Source organism: Mesorhizobium sp. M7A.F.Ca.CA.001.04.2.1 (genome assembly GCF_003998485.1).
Taxonomy (GTDB): domain Bacteria; phylum Pseudomonadota; class Alphaproteobacteria; order Rhizobiales; family Rhizobiaceae; genus Mesorhizobium; species Mesorhizobium ciceri.
The window spans coordinates 39196-58025 of the sequence record NZ_RZQT01000004.1 but is presented as its reverse complement, the minus strand read 5'-3'; the positions used below and the strand labels follow the sequence as shown (position 1 = coordinate 58025).

Annotated in this window: 17 protein-coding genes; 9 read left to right on the top strand and 8 right to left on the bottom strand. The window is 61.4% G+C overall.

The features are described from left to right. Nucleotides 1–26 precede the first annotated feature (26 nt). The gene (locus EN955_RS02470) at nt 27–2138 is read left to right on the top strand and encodes a catalase (RefSeq protein ID WP_024502352.1); all 2112 of its coding nucleotides are present in this window, start codon (nt 27–29) and stop codon (nt 2136–2138) included. Between the two features lie 74 nt (nt 2139–2212). Here EN955_RS02470 and EN955_RS02465 read toward each other — a convergent pair whose 3' ends face one another. The 3 genes from EN955_RS02465 to EN955_RS02455 form a co-directional block, all read right to left on the bottom strand. Continuing rightward, a complete protein-coding gene (locus tag EN955_RS02465) occupies nt 2213–2707 on the bottom strand; it encodes a hypothetical protein (protein WP_013533214.1) in 495 nt (164 codons plus the stop codon). A gap of 87 nt (nt 2708–2794) precedes the next feature. Continuing rightward, nucleotides 2795–4090 carry an Nramp family divalent metal transporter gene (locus EN955_RS02460; protein WP_024502351.1) on the bottom strand — a complete coding sequence of 432 codons (1296 nt, stop codon included), beginning with the start codon at nt 4088–4090 and terminating at the stop codon, nt 2795–2797. Between the two features lie 253 nt (nt 4091–4343). Beyond that, nucleotides 4344–4934, bottom strand: a complete 591-nt coding sequence (locus EN955_RS02455; RefSeq protein ID WP_127368134.1) for a LysE family translocator — start codon at nt 4932–4934, stop codon at nt 4344–4346. A gap of 223 nt (nt 4935–5157) precedes the next feature. On the opposite strand from EN955_RS02455, the gene EN955_RS02450 reads away from it, so the two are divergent. The 8 genes from EN955_RS02450 to EN955_RS02415 all read left to right on the top strand — a co-directional run bounded on the left by EN955_RS02450 (nt 5158) and on the right by EN955_RS02415 (nt 14585). Then, nucleotides 5158–6168 (top strand): ATP-dependent DNA ligase, encoded by a 1011-nt coding sequence (locus EN955_RS02450; protein WP_024502350.1) that lies wholly within the window; start codon nt 5158–5160, stop codon nt 6166–6168. Between the two features lie 106 nt (nt 6169–6274). Beyond that, complete coding sequence (locus EN955_RS02445) at nt 6275–8029, top strand: thiamine pyrophosphate-dependent enzyme (protein ID WP_024502349.1); 1755 nt, start codon at nt 6275–6277, stop codon at nt 8027–8029. Between the two features lie 94 nt (nt 8030–8123). After that, a complete protein-coding gene (locus EN955_RS02440; protein WP_024502348.1) occupies nt 8124–9005 on the top strand; it encodes a cytochrome c oxidase assembly protein in 882 nt (293 codons plus the stop codon). A 185-nt stretch (nt 9006–9190) separates the two neighbouring features. After that, the gene (coxB, locus tag EN955_RS02435; RefSeq protein ID WP_338101678.1) at nt 9191–10234 is read left to right on the top strand and encodes a cytochrome c oxidase subunit II; all 1044 of its coding nucleotides are present in this window, start codon (nt 9191–9193) and stop codon (nt 10232–10234) included. Then, nucleotides 10231–12171 carry a cytochrome c oxidase subunit I gene (gene ctaD, locus EN955_RS02430; protein WP_024502346.1) on the top strand — a complete coding sequence of 647 codons (1941 nt, stop codon included), beginning with the start codon at nt 10231–10233 and terminating at the stop codon, nt 12169–12171. Before coxB ends, ctaD begins: the two co-directional genes overlap by 4 nt. Beyond that, nucleotides 12168–12770, top strand: a complete 603-nt coding sequence (locus tag EN955_RS02425) for a cytochrome c oxidase subunit 3 (protein WP_013533222.1) — start codon at nt 12168–12170, stop codon at nt 12768–12770. The genes ctaD and EN955_RS02425 overlap by 4 nt, the downstream gene beginning before the upstream one ends. A gap of 1 nt (nt 12771) precedes the next feature. Continuing rightward, the gene (locus tag EN955_RS02420; protein WP_024502345.1) at nt 12772–13113 is read left to right on the top strand and encodes a hypothetical protein; all 342 of its coding nucleotides are present in this window, start codon (nt 12772–12774) and stop codon (nt 13111–13113) included. A 233-nt stretch (nt 13114–13346) separates the two neighbouring features. Beyond that, nucleotides 13347–14585 (top strand): cytochrome c, encoded by a 1239-nt coding sequence (locus EN955_RS02415; RefSeq protein ID WP_164753038.1) that lies wholly within the window; start codon nt 13347–13349, stop codon nt 14583–14585. Here EN955_RS02415 and EN955_RS02410 read toward each other — a convergent pair. The 5 genes from EN955_RS02410 to EN955_RS02390 all read right to left on the bottom strand — a co-directional run bounded on the left by EN955_RS02410 (nt 14557) and on the right by EN955_RS02390 (nt 18720). Next, nucleotides 14557–14982, bottom strand: coding sequence for a c-type cytochrome (locus tag EN955_RS02410; RefSeq protein ID WP_024502343.1), 426 nt, complete (start codon nt 14980–14982; stop codon nt 14557–14559). The genes EN955_RS02415 and EN955_RS02410 overlap by 29 nt on opposite strands. Before the next feature lie 70 nt (nt 14983–15052). Beyond that, on the bottom strand, nt 15053–15376 hold the full coding sequence (locus EN955_RS02405; protein ID WP_013533226.1) for a hypothetical protein: 324 nt from the start codon (nt 15374–15376) through the stop codon (nt 15053–15055). 538 nt (nt 15377–15914) lie between these two features. Continuing rightward, nucleotides 15915–16118, bottom strand: coding sequence for a CsbD family protein (locus EN955_RS02400; RefSeq protein WP_013533227.1), 204 nt, complete (start codon nt 16116–16118; stop codon nt 15915–15917). A gap of 322 nt (nt 16119–16440) precedes the next feature. Further along, nucleotides 16441–18003 carry a glutamine-hydrolyzing GMP synthase gene (gene guaA, locus EN955_RS02395; protein WP_024502342.1) on the bottom strand — a complete coding sequence of 521 codons (1563 nt, stop codon included), beginning with the start codon at nt 18001–18003 and terminating at the stop codon, nt 16441–16443. 48 nt (nt 18004–18051) lie between these two features. Further along, on the bottom strand, nt 18052–18720 hold the full coding sequence (locus tag EN955_RS02390; protein ID WP_024502341.1) for a 5'-methylthioadenosine/S-adenosylhomocysteine nucleosidase: 669 nt from the start codon (nt 18718–18720) through the stop codon (nt 18052–18054). Nucleotides 18721–18830 lie beyond the last annotated feature (110 nt).

Genomic DNA, 18830 nt, shown 5'->3' with positions numbered 1-18830 from the left:
CTTCCAGTATCGATCGAGGACCTGTCATGGCCAAATCCGCTCGCCCCTCCGCTCGCCAATCGGCAAGTGGACTGGATCAGAATAGCGCGCGCGGAAATGGCGGCGAGTTGCACCAGATCGCGGGAGACGACACGCCTGTCCTTACCACGGCGCTCGGAACGCCTGTCTCCGACGACCAAAACACATTGCGGATCGGTGAACGCGGACCATCGCTGATCGAAGACTTTCACTTTCGCGAGAAGATTTTCCACTTCGACCACGAACGCATCCCGGAACGGGTCGTCCATGCCCGCGGCTATGGCGCGCATGGTTATTTCGAGACCTACGACTCACTGGCCAAATACACACGTGCCGACATTTTCCAGCGAGCTGGTGAAAAGACGCCGGCATTCGTTCGTTTCTCGACGGTTGCCGGCAACAAGGGCTCGTTCGATCTCGCCCGCGACGTGCGCGGCTTTGCGGTCAAGCTCTACACCAAGGAAGGCAATTGGGATTTGGTCGGCAACAACATTCCGGTCTTCTTCATCCAGGACGCCATCAAGTTTCCCGATCTGATCCACGCCGCCAAACAGGAGCCCGACCGTGCTTTTCCGCAGGCACAGACGGCGCACGACAATTTCTGGGACTTCATCAGCCTGATGCCGGAATCGATGCACATGGTCATGTGGATCATGTCGGATCGCGCCATCCCGCGTTCCTTCCGCTTCATGCAAGGCTTCGGTGTGCACACGTTCCGCCTCGTCAACGCCAAGGACGAATCCACCTTCGTCAAGTTCATCTGGAAACCCAAGCTCGGCATGCAATCGGTGGTCTGGAACGAGGCGGTCAAGATCAACGGCGCCGATCCCGACTTCCATCGCCGCGATCTGTGGGAGGCCATACAGGCCGGCAATTTCCCGGAATGGGAGTTGACGGTGCAACTGTTCGATCAGGCGTTTGCCGACAGTTTTGACTTCGATATCCTGGACGCAACGAAGATCATTCCCGAAGAGGTTCTCGAACCAATTCCGGTCGGTCGGCTGGTGCTCGACCGGATGCCGGATAATTTCTTCGCCGAGACCGAGCAGGTTGCATTCATGACGCAGAATGTGCCGCCCGGAATCGATTTCTCCAACGATCCGCTTCTGCAGGGCCGCAACTTCTCCTATCTCGATACCCAATTGAAACGACTGGGCAGCCCGAACTTTACCCATCTGCCGATCAATGCACCGAAGTGCCCGTTCGCCCATTTTCAACAGGACGGGCACATGGCCATGCGCAATCCGGCCGGTCGCGCCAACTATGAACCTAACTCATGGGGACTGGGACCGCGCGAGGATCCGCAGCGTGGCTTCCGTTCTTTCTCCGATGCCGAACAAGGGCAGAAAGTACGTCTGCGCGCGGAGAGCTTCGCCGATCACTACAGCCAGGCCCGGCAATTCTTCAACAGCCAGACACCACCGGAGCAGCGTCACATCGCGATGGCGCTGACGTTTGAACTGAGCAAGGTCCAGGCACCGGCGATCCGCGAACGCATGGTTTCGCATTTGTTGAACATCGATGAAACGCTGGCGACCACGGTCGCCGACAAGCTCGGCATCCGTGACATGCCCGAACCTGCCGAAGCCGCCGTTCCACCGCGCGATGACTTGCCGCCGTCGCCGGCGCTCAGCATCATCCAAAACGGGCCCGACAGTTTCGAAGGCCGCAAAGTCGGTGTCATGCTCAGCGATGGAGCCGATGTCGCGCTGTTCGAGGAACTTCGTTCCGCCATCGAAGCGGAAGGCGCGGTGATGGAGGTGGTTGCGCCCAAGGTGGGCGGCGTCGAAGCCGCCGACGGCACCCACATCGAAGCAAGGCACATGATCGACGGCGGTCCATCCGTTTTGTTCGACGCGGTGGTGCTGCTCCTCTCCGAGGCGGGCGCCGGGCTACTGGTCAAGGAGGCCGCTGCGAAGGATTTCGTGTCTGATGCGTTTGCGCATTGCAAGTTCATCGGCTTCACCTCCGGGGCCGAGCCGCTCCTGATCAAAGCAGGCGTCGCTCCCGATGCCGATGAGGGGCTGAGGCGGCTGGATTCGGCAGCTTCGGTAGCTGCGTTTGTGCAGTCATGCCGCAAACTGCGGCTCTGGGCGCGGGAGGCGGCTGTCAAACTTTGATGCGATGGCGTCAGCTGTTTCCGTTGGCGCGTCCGCACTCTTTGGTTTGCCGCCAACCCAGCCGGCACCGCGGTCTACGAGCGATCTTCCTTGCTGGACGCTTGTCGCCGCTGCTTCTCCAGGACCTCGTCGGTCCCGACCAGCTTCTTTGCTCCGCCTGAAATGGTCGTGGACACCACCGAAGGCGGATCGCTCGCCGGAAAGGAATCCTCCAACCCCGCCTGCAGTTGGTCCTCGAGCGTGCGTGGTTCTTCGGACCGGCCGGGCGTTCTGCGCGTGTCGATCTTCTCCAGCGACTGTTTCTTTTTCGGCGAATCGTTGGCGTTCCGGACCAGGGCGTAAAGCTGCTCGATCGCGAGTTCCTTGATCGTTTCGAAATCGGCCCGATCGTCCTTGGCAGCCTCGATTTGATCAACCATGGCTTTCTCGAAGCGGTCGAGGCTGTCGCCTCCGCAGGCATGGGAAAGGCGCAACAGGGCTTCGTTCAGCATCAACGGAGCGAAATGTGCTGAAGCTTCAAGCCTGAGTTGCCTTAAACGGTCCGGAGTTGCGGCCTGCAACTTTGACATGGACAACCTCCTTTCTCCCACAAGCGTCTCAACGGGATTTGACCGCCGATGTTCCACCGTGCCTGAACATCTGTCATGCCATGCGAGCTACAAGAACCAGCTTGCCACCAATCCCGCCGACGCCGCAAAAATCGCCAAGGTCGTCACGCCGCCCAGGATGTTCGTGCTTGTGCTGTTGACCTTGTCGCCCATGATCTTGCGATTGTTGGTCATGATGAGGATGAGAAGCAGCAGCGGCGGCGTTGAAAATCCTTGCACGATGCCGGACCAGACGAGAGCTTTCATCGGGTTGAAGCCGAAGAAATTGAGACCCACCGCCACCAGCGTTATGACCCCGATCGCGATGTAGAATTTGGGAGCCTGCCGGGGTTTGGCATGCAGGCTATTCTTCCATCCCATCGCCTGGGCGAAATCGAAAGCAGCGCCAGCGGTCATGATCGGCACGGCCAGGAAGCCGACGCCAATTACACCGGCCGCAAAGAGAATGCCGGCAGCGTCGCCGGCAAGCGGCCGCAGCGCTTCGGCCGCCTGTGCCGCTGTCTCGATCTGCGTGTGTCCGGCCTTGTAGAGCGTCGACCCGGTCGAAAGGATGATAAAATACATGATCAGATTGGAGAACGTCATGCCGATCAGGATATCGCGGCGGGATCGGCGCAGTTCACCCTCGGTGGCGCCTTTGCGCTCTTCGAGGCTCGTTCGACCCTTGGCGATCTCCTCCTCCACCTCCTGATTGGACTGCCACGTGTAAAGGTATGCGGAGAGAGTGGTCCCGACGATGGCGACGAGGATGGACAGGTACTCTCGGCTGAACTCGATTTGTGGCAACAGCGTGCCACGCAGGACGGAAGCGGCATCCGGTTTGGCAAGCACTGCGGAGACCACATAGGCAAGCAGAGCCAGAGCCAGCCACCGGAACACATTTCGGATCAATTTGTACGACCCGAGCACCTGCAGGGCAAAAATGACGACCGCAACGGCAGTGACGACCAACGGAGCAGGCAGCGGAACGAACAGCACAATAGCCGCCGACATGGCGCCAAGGTCGGCGGCTGCCTCGATCGTGTTGCCGATCAGCACGCCCACCAGCACGGACCATAGCAGCCAACGCGGATAGAAGTCCGATATGACCTGGAAAAGCCCGCGACCCGAAACCTGGCCAAGTTTGGATGAAAGGTAGACGACGAGATACATCATCGGCAGCGTGACAGGTGCCGTCCACAGCAGGTCGGGGCCGAACCGCGCTCCGGCGCTTGCGTAGGTACCGATGGCCGAGCAGTCGTCATCGGCCGCGCCGGTGATCAGGCCAAGCCCAAGCGCCCGAACGACGTCGCCCCCTTTTCGCCTGCTTTCCCTTTGGCCAGCATTCTCAGGCGGCTTGTTCATTGAAGGCGCGTCTTTACCGAGGCCACGCAAGAAATCATGACGAACATTCCAATCGGACGGCGATGAAGCGTTGCAGCTGCATTGAGATCGAGGTTCGAACCTCCGGTCAGGTTTTTTGTTCCTGGACACGGTCCCGGCCCGCGACGGCGGCGGAGCCGAACGTCAAAGCGAATGCTCCGTTTGCCTGAAGAAGAGAATGCATGTGTCAAAGCCAGTCCTTCAGGCGACGTGGCACAAAAGCTATTTCTTGAAGTCAGCGGCTCGTACTGCCGCCGATCACCATCCGCACGCCGAGGCCGATGATGAGACAGCCGGCGAGCCGCTGCTGCCAAAGCCTTGCGCGAGGGTGCCGCATGACCCATGCGCCGACCGCGCCCGATGCCAAGGCGTAGGCTCCCAGCACCAGCACACCGGTTATCTTCTGTGTTGCGCCAAGCAGCACCAGTTGCAACGTGACGGAGCCCCTATGCGGGTCGACAAATTGCGGCAGGAACGCAACCATGAACATCAAAGGCCAGGGATTGCTCAGATTGGCGATCATTCCTTCCCGGGCGGCGGCGAGCGGCCGCAGGGCCTTGATGTCACCTGTGGGAATGGTTGCCGAGGCTGAAAGCAGCAGCCGGAAACCCAGCCACATGATATAGGCCGCCCCGGCCCATCGAAGCAGATTGAACGCCACCGGCGAGGCGTGGACAAGCGAAGACAGGCCGAATGCAATCAGCGGAAGCTGCACCAGTCCGGCGCCCAGCGTCATGCCGAGTACCGTAAACAACGCCACGCCGCGCCCGTGTCCGATGCCGCGGGCCATCACCAGCATGCTGTCGGGGCCTGGCGGCACCTGCATCAGAATGACGGTTCCGACAAAAGCTGTCCACAATGAGAGGTCGATGGGCATCTCCTTTCGCGCCGCCGATGACATCAAAGCGGCCAGCCGTCACCGGGTTCCGGCGGCAAATGAAAATGTCCATCGCGAAGGACCTGCCATGAACCCGTCAGATGGAACGCGGTGCTGTCCTGGAAGTTGAAAAGCCGGAGCCGTTCCTGAACCGGTTTTGGAGGCCTGATCCGTGCATGAACCGATAAACGCCTTCCCGCTCCCGCTGGATACGTCTCCGATGGAGGCCAGGCTTGCCGATGCAATCCCAAGGGATGGGAACCGCTGGCAGTATGAGCCTAAATGGGACGGATTCCGCTGCCTTGCTTTCAAGAGCGACGACACCGTTGACCTGCGCGCCAAATCCGGCAAGCCGCTCGGCCGCTATTTTCCGGAAATCACGGAGATCCTGCGTGACCTCAAGCGCGGGCATTTCGTCATCGACGGCGAGATTGTCATCGAGGTGGACGGTGAGCTTTCCTTCGAGGCGCTGCAGATGCGTCTTCACCCGGCACAAAGCAGAATCCGCAAACTGAGTTCGCAGACGCCTGCCAGTCTGATCCTCTTCGACATGCTTGCCAGGCCGGGCGGCGAGGTCATCACGGGCAAACCACTTGTCGAAAGGCGGCGAGCGATCGAGGACTTCGTGACCTCCTCGAACAGTCCGGATCTTCGCCTGTCGAAGTGCACTTATGATGCAGCGACGGCGGCTCGATGGCTGAACGGGGCCGGCCATGCATCGACCGACGGCATCGTGGCCAAAGTGCTCGACGAGCATTATCTGTGCGGCGAACGTGCGATGGTGAAGGTAAAGCCGAGGCGCACCGCCGATTGCGTTGTCGGCGGTTTCCGCTATCTCGCGGATAGCCGTGAGGTCGGCTCACTGCTCCTCGGCCTCTACAATGACGACGGCAAGCTCGATCACGTCGGCTTCACGTCGACCATCGCCAGGACCGACAGAGGAGCGCTCACGCGCCGGCTGGAAGGGCTGCGGTCAGAGCCCGGATTCACCGGCAAGGCGCCCGGCGGCCCGAGCCGCTGGAGCACGGAGCGCAGCGGACAATGGGAGCCTTTGGAACCTGAACTGGTGGTGGAGGTCCGCTTCGACCACGTCACCGGCAATCGGTTTCGCCATGGCACCAAACTGCTGCGCTGGCGCCCCGACAAGGCGCCACGGCAATGCACGTTCGAGCAGATCGAATAGACCGCCCCAGGAAGATCGCCCCAGAAACCTGTCACGATTTATTGCGACGAAGGAACCAACTCGGGATTCACCGGTTCGGACACCATCCACCCGGAGCTACCCTGACATGCCGAATGCAGCAGAAATTCTGATCGACACACTCGTCGCCTGGGACGTGGAGGTGGTGTTCGGCTTGCCGGGAGACGGCATAAACGGGGTCATGGAAGCGTTGCGGACGCGGCGCGACAAAATTGCCTTCGTTCAGGTCCGGCATGAAGAGTCGGCTGCCTTCATGGCATGTGCGTATGCCAAGTGGACAGGAAAGCTGGGCGTGTGCCTTGCGACGTCCGGCCCCGGCGGAACACATCTTCTGACCGGCCTCTATGACGCCAAGCTCGACCAGGCTCCAGTGCTGGCGATTACGGGCATGCAGTTCCACGATCTGATCGAGACGTTCACGCAACAGGATGTCGATCTGACGCGCGTGTTCAACGATGTCTCCGTTTATAACGCCCATGTTGCCGACGCCGCGCATATGGAAAACGTCGCCAGCCTTGCCTGTCGAACGGCGCTGGCGCGCAAGGGCGTCGCCCATCTTTCGATTGCCAGCGACATCCAGGAGCAGGAGCGTGATCCGTCGAAGCGCTCCAAGCGCAATCGCCCGGCGCACACGCCGCAGGATATGTTCGCCGGTCACAGCGTACCGCTGGACGTTGAGCTCGACAAAGCCGCCGCCATTCTCAATGACGCTTCGCGGGTTGCGATCCTGGCCGGACGCGGCGCCATCGGCGCGGCAGCCGAACTCGAATATACGGCGCGCCTGCTGCAGGCGCCTGTCGCGAAGGCCTTGCTGGGCAAGGCGGTGCTGCCGGACGATCATCCCTACACCACCGGCGGGATCGGTATTCTTGGAACCCTGGCTTCGCAAGAAGCGATGGAGAGTTGTGACGCGGTGCTGATTATCGGTTCGACCTTTCCCTACATCGAATACTACCCGAAGCCCGGACAGGCCCGTGGCGTCCAGATCGACTGCGATGCGCAACGGATCGGCTTGCGCTTTCCAGTCGAGGCCGGCCTTGTCGGCGACGCGGCAGAGACATTGCGCGCGCTCAACCGGCGCCTGACGCAAAAGCCCTCGGATGAATTCCTGCGCCGTTCCCAGGAGACCATGAGAAAATGGCGCGAGATGATGCGGCAGTCGGAAGACATGCAGGCGCAACCATTGAAGCCACAAGCGATTGCCCGGGCTTTCGGACAAAGATTGGCCGACGACACAGTGCTGGCCACGGATTCCGGTCAGAATACGGAGCTGGCCGCCCGCCATGTCGATCTTCGCAGCGGCCAGGCATTCGGGGTGTCCGGATCGCTGGCGTCGATGGCGTGCGGTCTGGCCTACGCCATCGCTGCCGGCATAGCTTTTCCCGGTCGACCGGTCGCCGCTATCGTCGGCGATGGCGGCTTTGCCATGCAGCTCGGCGAATTCTCGACGGCGGTGCGCTACAAGATCCCGCTGAAGGTTCTGGTGATCAAGAACAACATGCTCAATCAGATCGCCTGGGAGCAGATGATGTTTCTGGGCAACCCGCAATTCGGTTGCGAACTGCAGCCGATCGATTTTGCCAAGGCGGCAGAAGCAATGGGCGCAAAGGGTTTTCGCATCGAGCGGCCCGATCAGATCGAGACGGTTCTCGACCAGGCTTTCGCCACGCAAGGCCCTGTCGTGATCGAAGCGCTGGTAGATGCCTATGAGCCGCTGATGCCGCCCAAAATGCCGGCAGACTACGCCAAGAACTTCCGCCAGGCCCTGCCGCGGACGCCGGGACACGAACGCATAGAAGAAAATATCGCCCGTGAGCCGGCGAAATCGATGATGGATGCCTAGAGGCGGCGCAGGGAGGTGGAACAGCGCGCCTCAGTGGCTTCATTCTGAATCTTTCCAGATGAACCCGCGCTCTTCCGGATGACGGATGCGGATCATGAGCTTCGACGCGCTCTTTTCGACCTCGATTTGCTATGGCAACGGCGCTCCGCAGGCTGGTTGGACTCTGGCGCTACCCATCACATTGCCACTGGCGGCAATCCTTTTGCTGTATGTTGCCGGCGCTGGCCGGCTGTGGCGACGGAGCGGACGTGGACGTCGCTTGCGATCGCGGCAGGCCTTGCTGTTTGCTGCCGGCTGGTCCGTCCTGGCGTTCGCCCTTGTAAGCCCGATCCATGCATTGGGCGAACATGTGTTTGCGGCGCACATGATCGAGCACGAATTGCTGATGGCGGTCGCAGCGCCTCTGCTGGTTGCCTCCCGCCCGACGGCGGCGATGATGTGGGCCCTGCCGGTACAGCTGCGCCAGATATTCGGAGCGGCCGGACATGCAAATGCGCTTCGGGCGGTCTGGGCGTTCATCAGCCGTCCTGTGGTCGCGACCGTCCTGCACGGAGCCGCGATATGGATCTGGCATGTCCCGGCGCTGTTCGAGGCTGCCCTCCAGCAGGGCTTCCTGCATTATGCCCAGCACGCGAGTTTCCTCGGTAGCGGGCTTTTGTTCTGGTGGGTGCTGCTGCCTGGCCTTGGCCGCGAGCAGGCTTGCGGCAATGCCGTGATGCATCTTTTCTTCACCTCCCTCCACACCGGGCTGCTCGGGGTGTTGCTCGTCGTCTCGCCCAGGCTGTGGTATCCGGATAATGCGATCGGCTCGGATTTATGGGGGCTCAACCCGCTCGAGGACCAGCAACTTGCAGGCTTGGTCATGTGGATTCCCGCCGGCCTGATCTATGGCGGGGCCGCACTGCTCCTGGTCGCTCTCTGGATTCAAACGAGCGGTCGGCGGCAACAGGCTTTCCAGCAGTTGCGCATCGTCTAACCCGCACCGCTTCGCGTCGGTTTTCAGCCGGGCGGTGTTGCCAAGCATCCTTTTTCAGTCAGCCGCGTTATGGCCTTGGCAACGATGGTGGATCCTTCATGGCGAGGTGCATGAGTCCGTTGGCCAGCTCTCGCAGGCTGACACGACCGCGAATGTCGCTTGCCCCCACATGTCCTAGGCAAATCTTGCCTGGCACCGTTCAGGGAACGGCCGCGCAACGGCGTTTGAGGGCGATCAGCGCAGCGCCGATATTGGCCTTGGCAGGATGCGGCGACAGGCAATCGGCCCTCCATGCACACGGTGCGAATGCCCGGAGAATCCTTGATCTGATCTGGTCTTTCAGCGCAATCGCAGTGGCCACGTGGCTGCTTGTCATGTTGATCCTGGCGGCAGCGCTTTTGCGTCGTCGCCTGTCCGAGACAACGCGCTCGCCGCTCGAGATCGATTCTCGTCAGGAGCGCCGATTTACCCGCGCTGTCGGCAGCGCCATTGCGTTGACCGTTCTGGTGCTCATCATGATGACGATAGCGAGTTTTTTCGCCGGCAAATCCATTGCTTCGCTGAGCGGAACGGAAACGCTTGCCGTGCGCATCACCGGGCACCAATGGTGGTGGGAGGTTCGGTATCCCGGAGATGATCCGTCCCAATCGATCGTCACGGCAAATGAAATCCATGTCCCGGTTGGCGAACCGGTCAAGGTCGAACTCGATTCGCTCGATGTCATTCATAGCTTCTGGGTGCCGAACCTTGCCGGCAAGCGCGATCTCATTCCGGGCCGGCCGAGTGAGCTCACACTCATCGCCGATAAGCCCGGCATCTATCGTGGCCAGTGTGCCGAATTCTGCGGCTATCAGCACGCCCATATGGCCATCACCGTCATCGCGGAAAGCCGCGAAGCGTTCGAAGCATGGCAATCCAGGCAAAACGCCGTCGCATCCGCGCCTGGCGGCGACGAAGAGCGCCGCGGCCAACAGGCATTTCTGTCCACCGGCTGTGCGCTCTGCCACACGATAAGAGGCACGCCTGCCAGCGGAACGGTGGGACCTGACCTAACTCATCTCGCCAGCCGACGCGCACTGGCCGCGGATACGCTCGCCATGACCCCTGGCGCGCTCGCCGCTTGGATCGCCGATCCACAGTTGATAAAGCCCGGCGCCAAGATGCCGCGCATTGCCCTTAGCGCCGACGATCTCAACGCGGTCGTCACCTATCTCGGAAGCCTCGAATGAGTGGCCTTGCGGGAAAGCCTACCGAGCACACTCAGGAGGCACTGAAAGGCACCCGTGACACCGGTCTCGAAGAGGTGAGACTGCGCGCCTTTCTGGCGCATGCCTGGCGAACGCCGAAAGGCTTCTACGGCTGGCTGGTCACGGTCGATCACAAGCTGATCGGACGGCGCTATATCGTGACGGCTTTCCTGTTTCTCATCCTTGCGGGTCTGTCAGCGCTCGCCATGCGCTTCCAGCTTGCCCAGCCTGAGGCCGGCCATATCGGTCCCGATCTCTACAACCAGCTGTTCACCATGCACGGCACGACGATGATGTTTCTGTTTGCCGTGCCGGTGATGGAAGCTTTCGCCATTTACCTGGTGCCGCTGATGATCGGCACTCGCAATGTCGCCTTTCCGCGGCTCAATGCATTCAGCTACTGGGTCTATCTTTCCGGCGGGCTGATGATCTGGATCGCCTTCGCCTTCGAAACCGGTGCGGATGCCGGCTGGTTTTCCTATGTGCCGCTCGCCGGACCCGAATATGGCATCGGCAAGCGCCCCGATTTCTGGGCGCAGATGGTGACCTACACCGAAGTGTCCGCCCTCGCGGTAGCGGTCGAGATCATCGCGACAGTTTTCAAACAACGTGCCCCCGGCATGTCGCTCGACCGCATCCCGCTCTATGTCTGGTCCGTCCTCGTTACGGCTTTCGTCATCCTGTTCGCCATGCCGGCCGTGATGGTCTCGAGCACAATGCTGATCCTCGACCGCCTGGTCGGCACAAAATTTTTCGACCCCGCAGCAGGCGGCGATGCACTGCTGTGGCAGCATCTGTTCTGGTTCTTCGGCCATCCCGAGGTCTATATCATCTTCATTCCGGCGACCGGCTTCGTTTCCGCGATCCTGCCGACCTTCGTTCGCCGCCCGGTGTTCGGCTATCTCGGGATCGTGCTGTCGTTGATCGCGATCGGTTTTCTTTCCTTCGGCCTGTGGGTGCACCACATGTTCGCTACCGGCCTGCCGCAACTCGGCGAGAGCTTCTTCACCGCTTCCTCGATGATGATCGCCATTCCGAGCGGCGTTCAGATCTTCTGCTGGATTGCGACGATCTGGGGCGGCCGGCCGATCTTCGCCACGCCCATGCTTTTCGTTCTCGGCTTCATCTTCACCTTTGTGATCGGCGGCCTGACCGGCGTCATGGTCGCCTCGGTGCCGCTCGACCTGCAGGTGCACGACACCTATTTCGTGGTTGCCCATTTCCATTATGTGCTGGTCGGGGGCGCCGTCTTCCCCCTGCTCGGCGCCGTTTATTACTGGTTTCCCAAGATCACCGGACGCATGCTGTCCGAGAGGCTCGGCCGCTGGAATTTCTGGCTCGTCTTCCTCGGGTTCAACCTCACCTTCTTCCCCATGCATATTCTCGGTCTGCAAGGCATGCCGCGCCGCGTTTATACATATCCGCCGGCGAGCGGCTGGGGAGAGATGAACCTCTTCATCAGCCTCTCTTCGCTGGTGGTGTTCGCGGGCTTCGCGCTTTTCTTCCTGAATCTCTTTCTCAGCCTCCGCAACGGCCGCATTGCAGGAGACAATCCCTGGGGCGCGAGCACGCTCGAATGGGCGACGACGTCGCCGCCGCCCTCCTACGATTTTTCGCGGCTGCCCGTGGTAACTCACCGCGAACCGCTTTGGGCCGAGCCCGATGTGCTCCCAGTGGTCGAAGGTCTGCGTGTCGACGCCCGCGAGGTGCTCGCCGGTACGGTCGCCGATGCGATGCCGCAAGTAAGGGTACCATCGGCTGACAACTCGATCTGGCCGTTGCTGTCGGCCATCGCAGTCGGCGGCGCATTTCTCGGTTCGATATACACGCCGTGGGCGGTGGTCTGGGGAGCGATCCCGGTTTCGATCGGCTTCATCTGCTGGTTCTGGCCGAAAGGCGAACCGGAGGACGAGGAATGAGGCACCGCCCCGTCGCCGACGTCAGTCACCTGCCCACATACGATTTCGGGTCAGCGAGCCCGATGTGGTGGGGAACCCTTGCCTTCATTGCCCTCGAGGCAACCGGTTTTGCCTTGGCGATAGGCACTTACTTCTATCTGGCCGTGCTGGCCCGGCATTGGCCCATTGGGGCCCCTGCGCCAGATCTGCTGCCGGGGACGGCAGTACTGGTTATTCTGGTTGCGAGCGTCGTGCCCAACCACATGATCGAGGTTTGGGCACGTCGCCAGGACCTGGCGAAAGTTCGCCTTGGCATGGTCGTCATGTCGATCGTCGGCATTCTTCCGCTGATCGTTCGCATCTGGGAATTTCCGGCTCTGCGGATTTCCTGGGATCAGAACGCTTACGGATCGATCGTCTGGTTCCTGCTCGGGCTGCATACGACGCATCTCCTTACCGATGTCGGCGACACGATCGTCCTGGCGGTTCTCATGTTCACGCAAAAAGGCAAGGCAGGCCGCCGCTTCAGCGACGTCTCGGACAACGCCTTCTACTGGGACTTCGTCGTCGTCTCATGGGTCGTGCTCTATCTTGTTATCTATTGGGCTCCGAGGATGTGAGATGCAGGCGATCCGTACCGGCGTTTCCTGGGCAGGCCTGGTCAGCGGACCAGTTGCGTGGGCAATAACGCTGCAGCTCGATTATTCGATTGCATCCTGGCAATGCCACGCCGGCTTTCGTCCCACTGCCTTGTTCTCGTTGACAGGCGCCGCTGTCGCCTTGGCAGGCGCGCTGCTGTCGTGGCACGCCGTTCATGACCGCGGACATGGTACGGTTCCGCCCCTGAAGGCGCGCACGCGCGCATTCCTTGCCAGGACTTCCGTGGGCATCGGGGCGCTGTTCACGCTCATCTTGCTGGCGCAACTGATGGCAGGGCTGATCTTCAGCGGGTGCGAACTGTGACGAAGTCAAAGACCCGGAGATTGGCCGTCCGCCGGTGCCCGCCTTGGCCTGCCGCGGGCATTCCATTCCCGGCCGTCACCTCCCGGGCGGTCGCGCTCGTCTTGGCATCGTTGGCGCTTTGCACTGAGCTGCGGGCGAGCGAAATCCAGAAGGGTGAATACCTTACCCGAGCGGCCGACTGCATCGGCTGCCACACGTCCAATCCGAGCCGCCCGTTCGCTGGAGGCTATCGCGTGCCGACACCCTTCGGCGACGTATACTCGACCAACATCACACCTGATCCTGACACGGGCATTGGACGCTACTCCGCGGACGAGTTCGTGCGGGCCGTGCGGAAAGGTATCAGGCGCGATGGAGCCGATCTCTATCCCGCCATGCCCTATGACAGCTTCGCCGCGATGAGCCGCGAGGACGTGCTTGCGATCCGGACCTACCTCCTGGCGCAGCCGCCGATCTCCCAGCCGCAGCCGCGAAACATCCTGCCTTTTCCATTCAACCAGCGCTGGACAGTTGCACTGTGGAAGCTCGCGAACCTGCATACCGGCAGTTTCACGCCCGATCGGAACCGGACCGCCGCATGGAACAGGGGAGCCTACCTGGTCGAGGTGCTCGGCCACTGCGGTGCCTGCCACACGCCAAGGAATGCGACGTTCGGCATGGATGAAGACCACAAGCTTGCCGGCGGCACCGCCGGCATCTGGCAGGCCTTCAACATTACCAGCGACAAGATCGCAGGCGTCGGCGGCTGGAGCAACGAAGAGCTGTCTCGATTTCTCAAAACCGGCGCCGTGCCCGGGAAGGCTTATGCCGGCGGGCCGATGGCGGAAACGGTCATGAACAGCCTGCAACATCTTTCCGATGACGATATCCAGGCCATCGTCGCTTATCTCAGGGACGTGCCCGCCCAATCGGGAGACGAAAAGCAGCCGCGTTTCTCATGGGGTAACGCGGCCACGGTCGACGGCGATGCTGGAACCGAAGGGATGACGCAAGGCAGCGGGACCGCAGCCGGCGATGATCTCTATCGATCGCTCTGTTCGACGTGCCATGGGGCGAACGGAGGCGGATCGTCAGACGGATCCTATCCGTCCTTGACCCGCAACAGCACCCCCGGCGCGGCCACGCCCGAGGATGTCGCCATGACCATCCTTGAAGGCGTCAAAGCTGGCGACGTGGCGGGGCGTAAATCGATGGCGGCCTTCGGTGGCTGGCTGGACGATGGCCAGGTGGCAGCCCTTGCAAATTACGTCACCGCTCGGTTCGGAAATCCCGACGTCAGCGTTACCGCGGCCGATATACGCCAGATGCGGGCCGGCTCGACAACAGGCCAGACAATCATGGTTCTGGCGGCTCAATCACTTGTGGCGTGCGCCGCCGTGTTGATGCTTGGGCTGCTGCTTCTGCTGGCAAGGCGCCTGCGCCGTCGGACCAGTTCAGTGCGCCTCATGTCCGCGCATAGAGATAGGCGGTGATGTCGCGCGCCTCTTGAGGCGACAGATTTGTATTGGGCATGGCCGTGTTCGGGTCTACGTCCCGCGCTCTGCTGATCCAGCGCATCATCGCATCCGGGCTGGCTCGCGATGCCCCGATATATCCTCTTTCGACGACGCCCTGCAGGGAGGGACCGACGGTACCACGGGCGCCGGGCACCCCCGGGATTTCGTGACATCCGCCACAGCCGTTGCGGATCATGGCCGGGATGGCTCGTTGAGGGTCGCCGCCGATCGCCTGCACAAGCGTGGTTTCTCGCAGACTGTTGCTGCGAACCAAACCGCTGGCAAAGACGGCAAAACCGATGACGACAGCCGCCGATGCTCCTGCCAACCACCAGAATCGGGGCGGCGCTTGCTTGGCGGCCTGCCGGTTCATCTGCGCTTACCGCTCTCAGCGCTCAATGCGCTGCCGAAGCACTGGTCCGGCAACGGATTGAGGAGCCGGCTCATTTATTACAGTTCTGCACATTCGATGTTGTCGTGCCGGTCGCGGTGTTGTTGTCGATGTCGTTGCCTGCCGAATCTTTGCAGCGGTCAGTCATACCACCTGATTTCGTTGTGGAATTTGTCGAATTTGTAGTGCTCGGATCGGAAGGATTCACGGACGTTCCAGAGCCGGTGCCGCTGTTGCCGCCGGTATTTCCAGACGTAGCGCCGGTGCCGTCGTTCGAGCCCGAACCGCTGTTGGAGCCGGAACTGTTCGACTGTGCCACTGCCGATGTGGCCAATGTGAGCGCGAGCACAGCGGCGGACAGAAGTTTGACGATCATGGTGGATCTCCTGGTTGGGTGTACCGCCACCAAACCAATCCTTTCCTGATATGTTCCCGGCGAAATCGTGTTCAGCAAGATTCTTGTGAAACAGGTTTTGTGCCGGCACTGCAGACCGGCTAGCCGCGCGACGGCGGTCGATATAGGTGCGCCGCCTTGGCGTCGTCCGGCCGCGGAAGCAGCGCTGGCCGCATGCCCTCGCCTGAAGCATAGTTGCTCACTGGTGGCCGCTGCCCGCGTCCCCGACCAATGCCCGATCATCCCCGGATCGGAGACAGCTCAATCATCGCCATGAAAGTCATAGCAACGGGCCGAACACGAATATAGCCAGTAGAGCAAGAAAAATCACGGCGATAACTGCGATCGCCCACGTGACAATTCTTCTTGTCCCCCGTTGCTCCTGCTTGCGAGAGATATTTTCAGCCACAGTACGAAATCCTTGCTGCAAAACTCAACCGACGACAAGGCTCAGCGCCCGCATGGTCCTGCCGGACTGTTGGGCCGCGTCCTGGAATGGCCACAGCCGGGGCTCACATGCCTACCAACCCTGCCGCCCGTACCAATCATCGACATCGCGCCGCACGCGGTCCTTTTCGATGCCGTAACGCTCCTGGATCTTGCCTTCGAGTTGATCGCGCTTGCCGGCGATGCGGTCAAGGTCGTCATCGGTGAGTTTGCCCCACTGCTCCTTGACCTTGCCTTTCACCTGTTTCCAGTTTCCTTCCACGCGGTTCCAGTCCATGACACCGTTCTCCCTGTTTTGGAAAGGTCCGGAATAGGAAACGCAATCCAGTCAAGGATGTTCCTGGAAACAGCCAACGCGCTGCCCGATGCCGAATCGGTTGCCAGAAGTTATCGCCCCTTGCGGTCCGCAAAGTACGTTCGAGCCAACTTTCAGCCGAGCCATCGTCGCTCGCTCAAACCCGCGTATTGCACGTCATATGCCAAGGCTCTAAACGGCTCCGACGATGCTTTACATTCGTGCCCGATCACGTTTGAGTGCTGTCAGGCAATCAGCGCTAACTCCAGCGGAGGCGACAACACACCATCGCCGCCTAATCCCCCTACTCCCACTCGATTGTTCCAGGCGGCTTCGACGTCACGTCGTAGACGACGCGGTTGATGCCGCGGACTTCGTTGATGATGCGGGTGGCAGCAGCCCCCAGGAAGGCCATGTCGTAGTGGTAGAAATCCGCCGTCATGCCGTCGACCGAGGTGACGGCGCGCAGCGCGCAGACGAACTCGTAGGTGCGGCCGTCGCCCATCACGCCGACCGTCTGCACCGGCAGCAGCACGGCGAATGCCTGCCAGATGGCATCGTAGAGGCCGGCCTTGCGGATCTCGTCGAGATAGATGGCGTCGGCTTCGCGCAGGATCTCCAGCTTTTCGCGGGTGATGCCGCCGGGGCAGCGGATGGCAAGACCCGGACCTGGGAACGGGTGCCGGCCGATGAAGCTTTCGGGCAGGCCAAGCTCCTTGCCCAGCGCCCTGACCTCGTCCTTGAACAGTTCGCGCAGCGGCTCGACCAGTTGCATGTTCATGCGCGCCGGCAGGCCGCCGACATTGTGGTGCGACTTGATCGTCACCGAGGGGCCGCCGGTGAAGGAGACACTTTCGATCACGTCGGGGTAGAGCGTGCCTTGCGCCAGGAATTCGGCGCCGCCGAGTTTCTTGGCCTCTTCCTCGAACACCTCGATGAACAGCCGGCCTATGGTCTTGCGTTTTTTCTCCGGATCCGACTCGCCCTCGAGGGCGTCGATGAAACGGTCCGACGCGTTGACCAGAATGAGCGGCAGATTGTAGTGCTCACGGAACATCGCCACCACGCCCGCGGCCTCGTCCTTGCGCATCAGGCCGTGGTCGACAAGGATGCAGGTCAGCTGGTCGCCGACCGCTTCGTGGATCAACAGCGCGGCAACGGAGGAATCGACGCCGCCCGACAGCGCGCAGATGACCTTGCCCTTGCCGACCTGCTTGCGGATCGCCTCGACCGCGTGCTCGCGGTAGGCGCGCATGGTCCAGTCGCCCTCGATGCCGGCGATGTTGTGGACGAAGTTCCTGAGCAGCCGGGCACCGTCGGGCGTATGCACCACCTCGGGGTGGAACATGATGCCGTACATCTTGCGCTCGATGTTGCCGAAGATGGCGAAGGGCGAGCCCTCCGACTTGCCGAACACCTCGAAGCCGTTGGGCAAGGAGATGACGCGGTCGCCATGGCTCATCCACACCTGGTGGCGCTGGCCGGGCGCCCACAGGCCCTCAAACAGCGGGCTGTCCTTCTGGATCTCGACGAAGGCGCGGCCGAATTCGCGATGGTCGGAGCTTTCGGCGACGCCGCCCATCTGCACGCACATGGCCATCTGGCCGTAACAGATGCCGAGCACCGGCACGCCGGCGTCGAAGACGATCTGCGGCGCGCGCGGACTGCCTATATCGCCGGTCGAAGCCGGGCCGCCGGACAGGATCACGGCTTTTGGATTGATGCGCTTGAATGCCGCTTCGGCCGACTGGAACGGCACGATCTCGGAAAACACGCCGGCCTCGCGGATGCGGCGGGCGATGAGCTGGGTGAACTGGCTGCCGAAATCGACAATCAGGACGGTATCGGGATGATTGGCTGTTTTCATGGCGAGCGTTTAGAGAAAGAAATGAGTCGACGCAATGGGTTGCGAGTTTCAGAGCGGTCTGGCGTCTTCATGCGGCGAATCTTTCAGAAGCGTGCCCAAACCGATGGCCTGTTCGAGCCGCATGACGGCCTCCGCCAGCTTCTCATCGATGACTTCAAGATATTCGGTCCAGTCGCCGACATGCCTGAGATCCGCCGCCCCGTCGGAAATGCCGCGCAGCCCGATCAGCGGAATGTCGAACAACTGGCAGGCGCGCAGGCAGGCGAAGGTCTCCATGTCGACCATGTCGGCGTTAACAGCATCATAGGCCGCACCGGTGATGATCGCGCCGCCGGTCGATAGCGTCGCCTGCTTGATATCAGGTATCTTGAAGGGCAATGGAACGGTCACCGGCAGCTCGAGGAAGGGTGTGGCACCCTTCTCGAAGCCGAGCGGCGAAGCGTCGATGTCACGGTAGCTGACCGAAACCGCCTGGTAGATTCCCGTCTGCTCCAGCGTCCGGCTGCCGGCTGAGCCGAGCGACACGACGAGGTCGGGCAGGGTTTTTTGCGACTTCAGCCAGGAGAGTTCAGCGCCTAGCCTGACGCCGGCCTCGACCGGACCGACACCTGTCATCAATGGCGTGAACAGCTGCTTGAGATGCGGACCATATTCGGCCTGTGCCGCCATGACGAAGAGAACGTCCTTGCCCGACAGGCGGCGAATTTTATCGGTCATGATGATTTGCTCCTCTCCGCCCGATCACCTGCTTATCTGCGCCGCCGCTCGCCGGGACCCGCTGCCTGCGGCAGCTCCCGGCGTCCGTGGCCTTTCATCGTGCCACCGGC

Coding starts and splice junctions, on each gene's coding strand:
- EN955_RS02470 (WP_024502352.1), top strand. CDS start 27: ATGGCCAAATCCGCTCGCCCCTCCGCTCGCCAATCGGCAAGTGGACTG.
- EN955_RS02465 (WP_013533214.1), bottom strand. CDS start 2,707: ATGTCAAAGTTGCAGGCCGCAACTCCGGACCGTTTAAGGCAACTCAGG.
- EN955_RS02460 (WP_024502351.1), bottom strand. CDS start 4,090: ATGAACAAGCCGCCTGAGAATGCTGGCCAAAGGGAAAGCAGGCGAAAA.
- EN955_RS02455 (WP_127368134.1), bottom strand. CDS start 4,934: ATGCAGGTGCCGCCAGGCCCCGACAGCATGCTGGTGATGGCCCGCGGC.
- EN955_RS02445 (WP_024502349.1), top strand. CDS start 6,275: ATGCCGAATGCAGCAGAAATTCTGATCGACACACTCGTCGCCTGGGAC.
- EN955_RS02440 (WP_024502348.1), top strand. CDS start 8,124: ATGAGCTTCGACGCGCTCTTTTCGACCTCGATTTGCTATGGCAACGGC.
- ctaD (WP_024502346.1), top strand. CDS start 10,231: ATGAGTGGCCTTGCGGGAAAGCCTACCGAGCACACTCAGGAGGCACTG.
- EN955_RS02425 (WP_013533222.1), top strand. CDS start 12,168: ATGAGGCACCGCCCCGTCGCCGACGTCAGTCACCTGCCCACATACGAT.
- EN955_RS02420 (WP_024502345.1), top strand. CDS start 12,772: ATGCAGGCGATCCGTACCGGCGTTTCCTGGGCAGGCCTGGTCAGCGGA.
- EN955_RS02410 (WP_024502343.1), bottom strand. CDS start 14,982: ATGAACCGGCAGGCCGCCAAGCAAGCGCCGCCCCGATTCTGGTGGTTG.
- EN955_RS02405 (WP_013533226.1), bottom strand. CDS start 15,376: ATGATCGTCAAACTTCTGTCCGCCGCTGTGCTCGCGCTCACATTGGCC.
- EN955_RS02400 (WP_013533227.1), bottom strand. CDS start 16,118: ATGGACTGGAACCGCGTGGAAGGAAACTGGAAACAGGTGAAAGGCAAG.
- guaA (WP_024502342.1), bottom strand. CDS start 18,003: ATGAAAACAGCCAATCATCCCGATACCGTCCTGATTGTCGATTTCGGC.
- EN955_RS02390 (WP_024502341.1), bottom strand. CDS start 18,720: ATGACCGATAAAATTCGCCGCCTGTCGGGCAAGGACGTTCTCTTCGTC.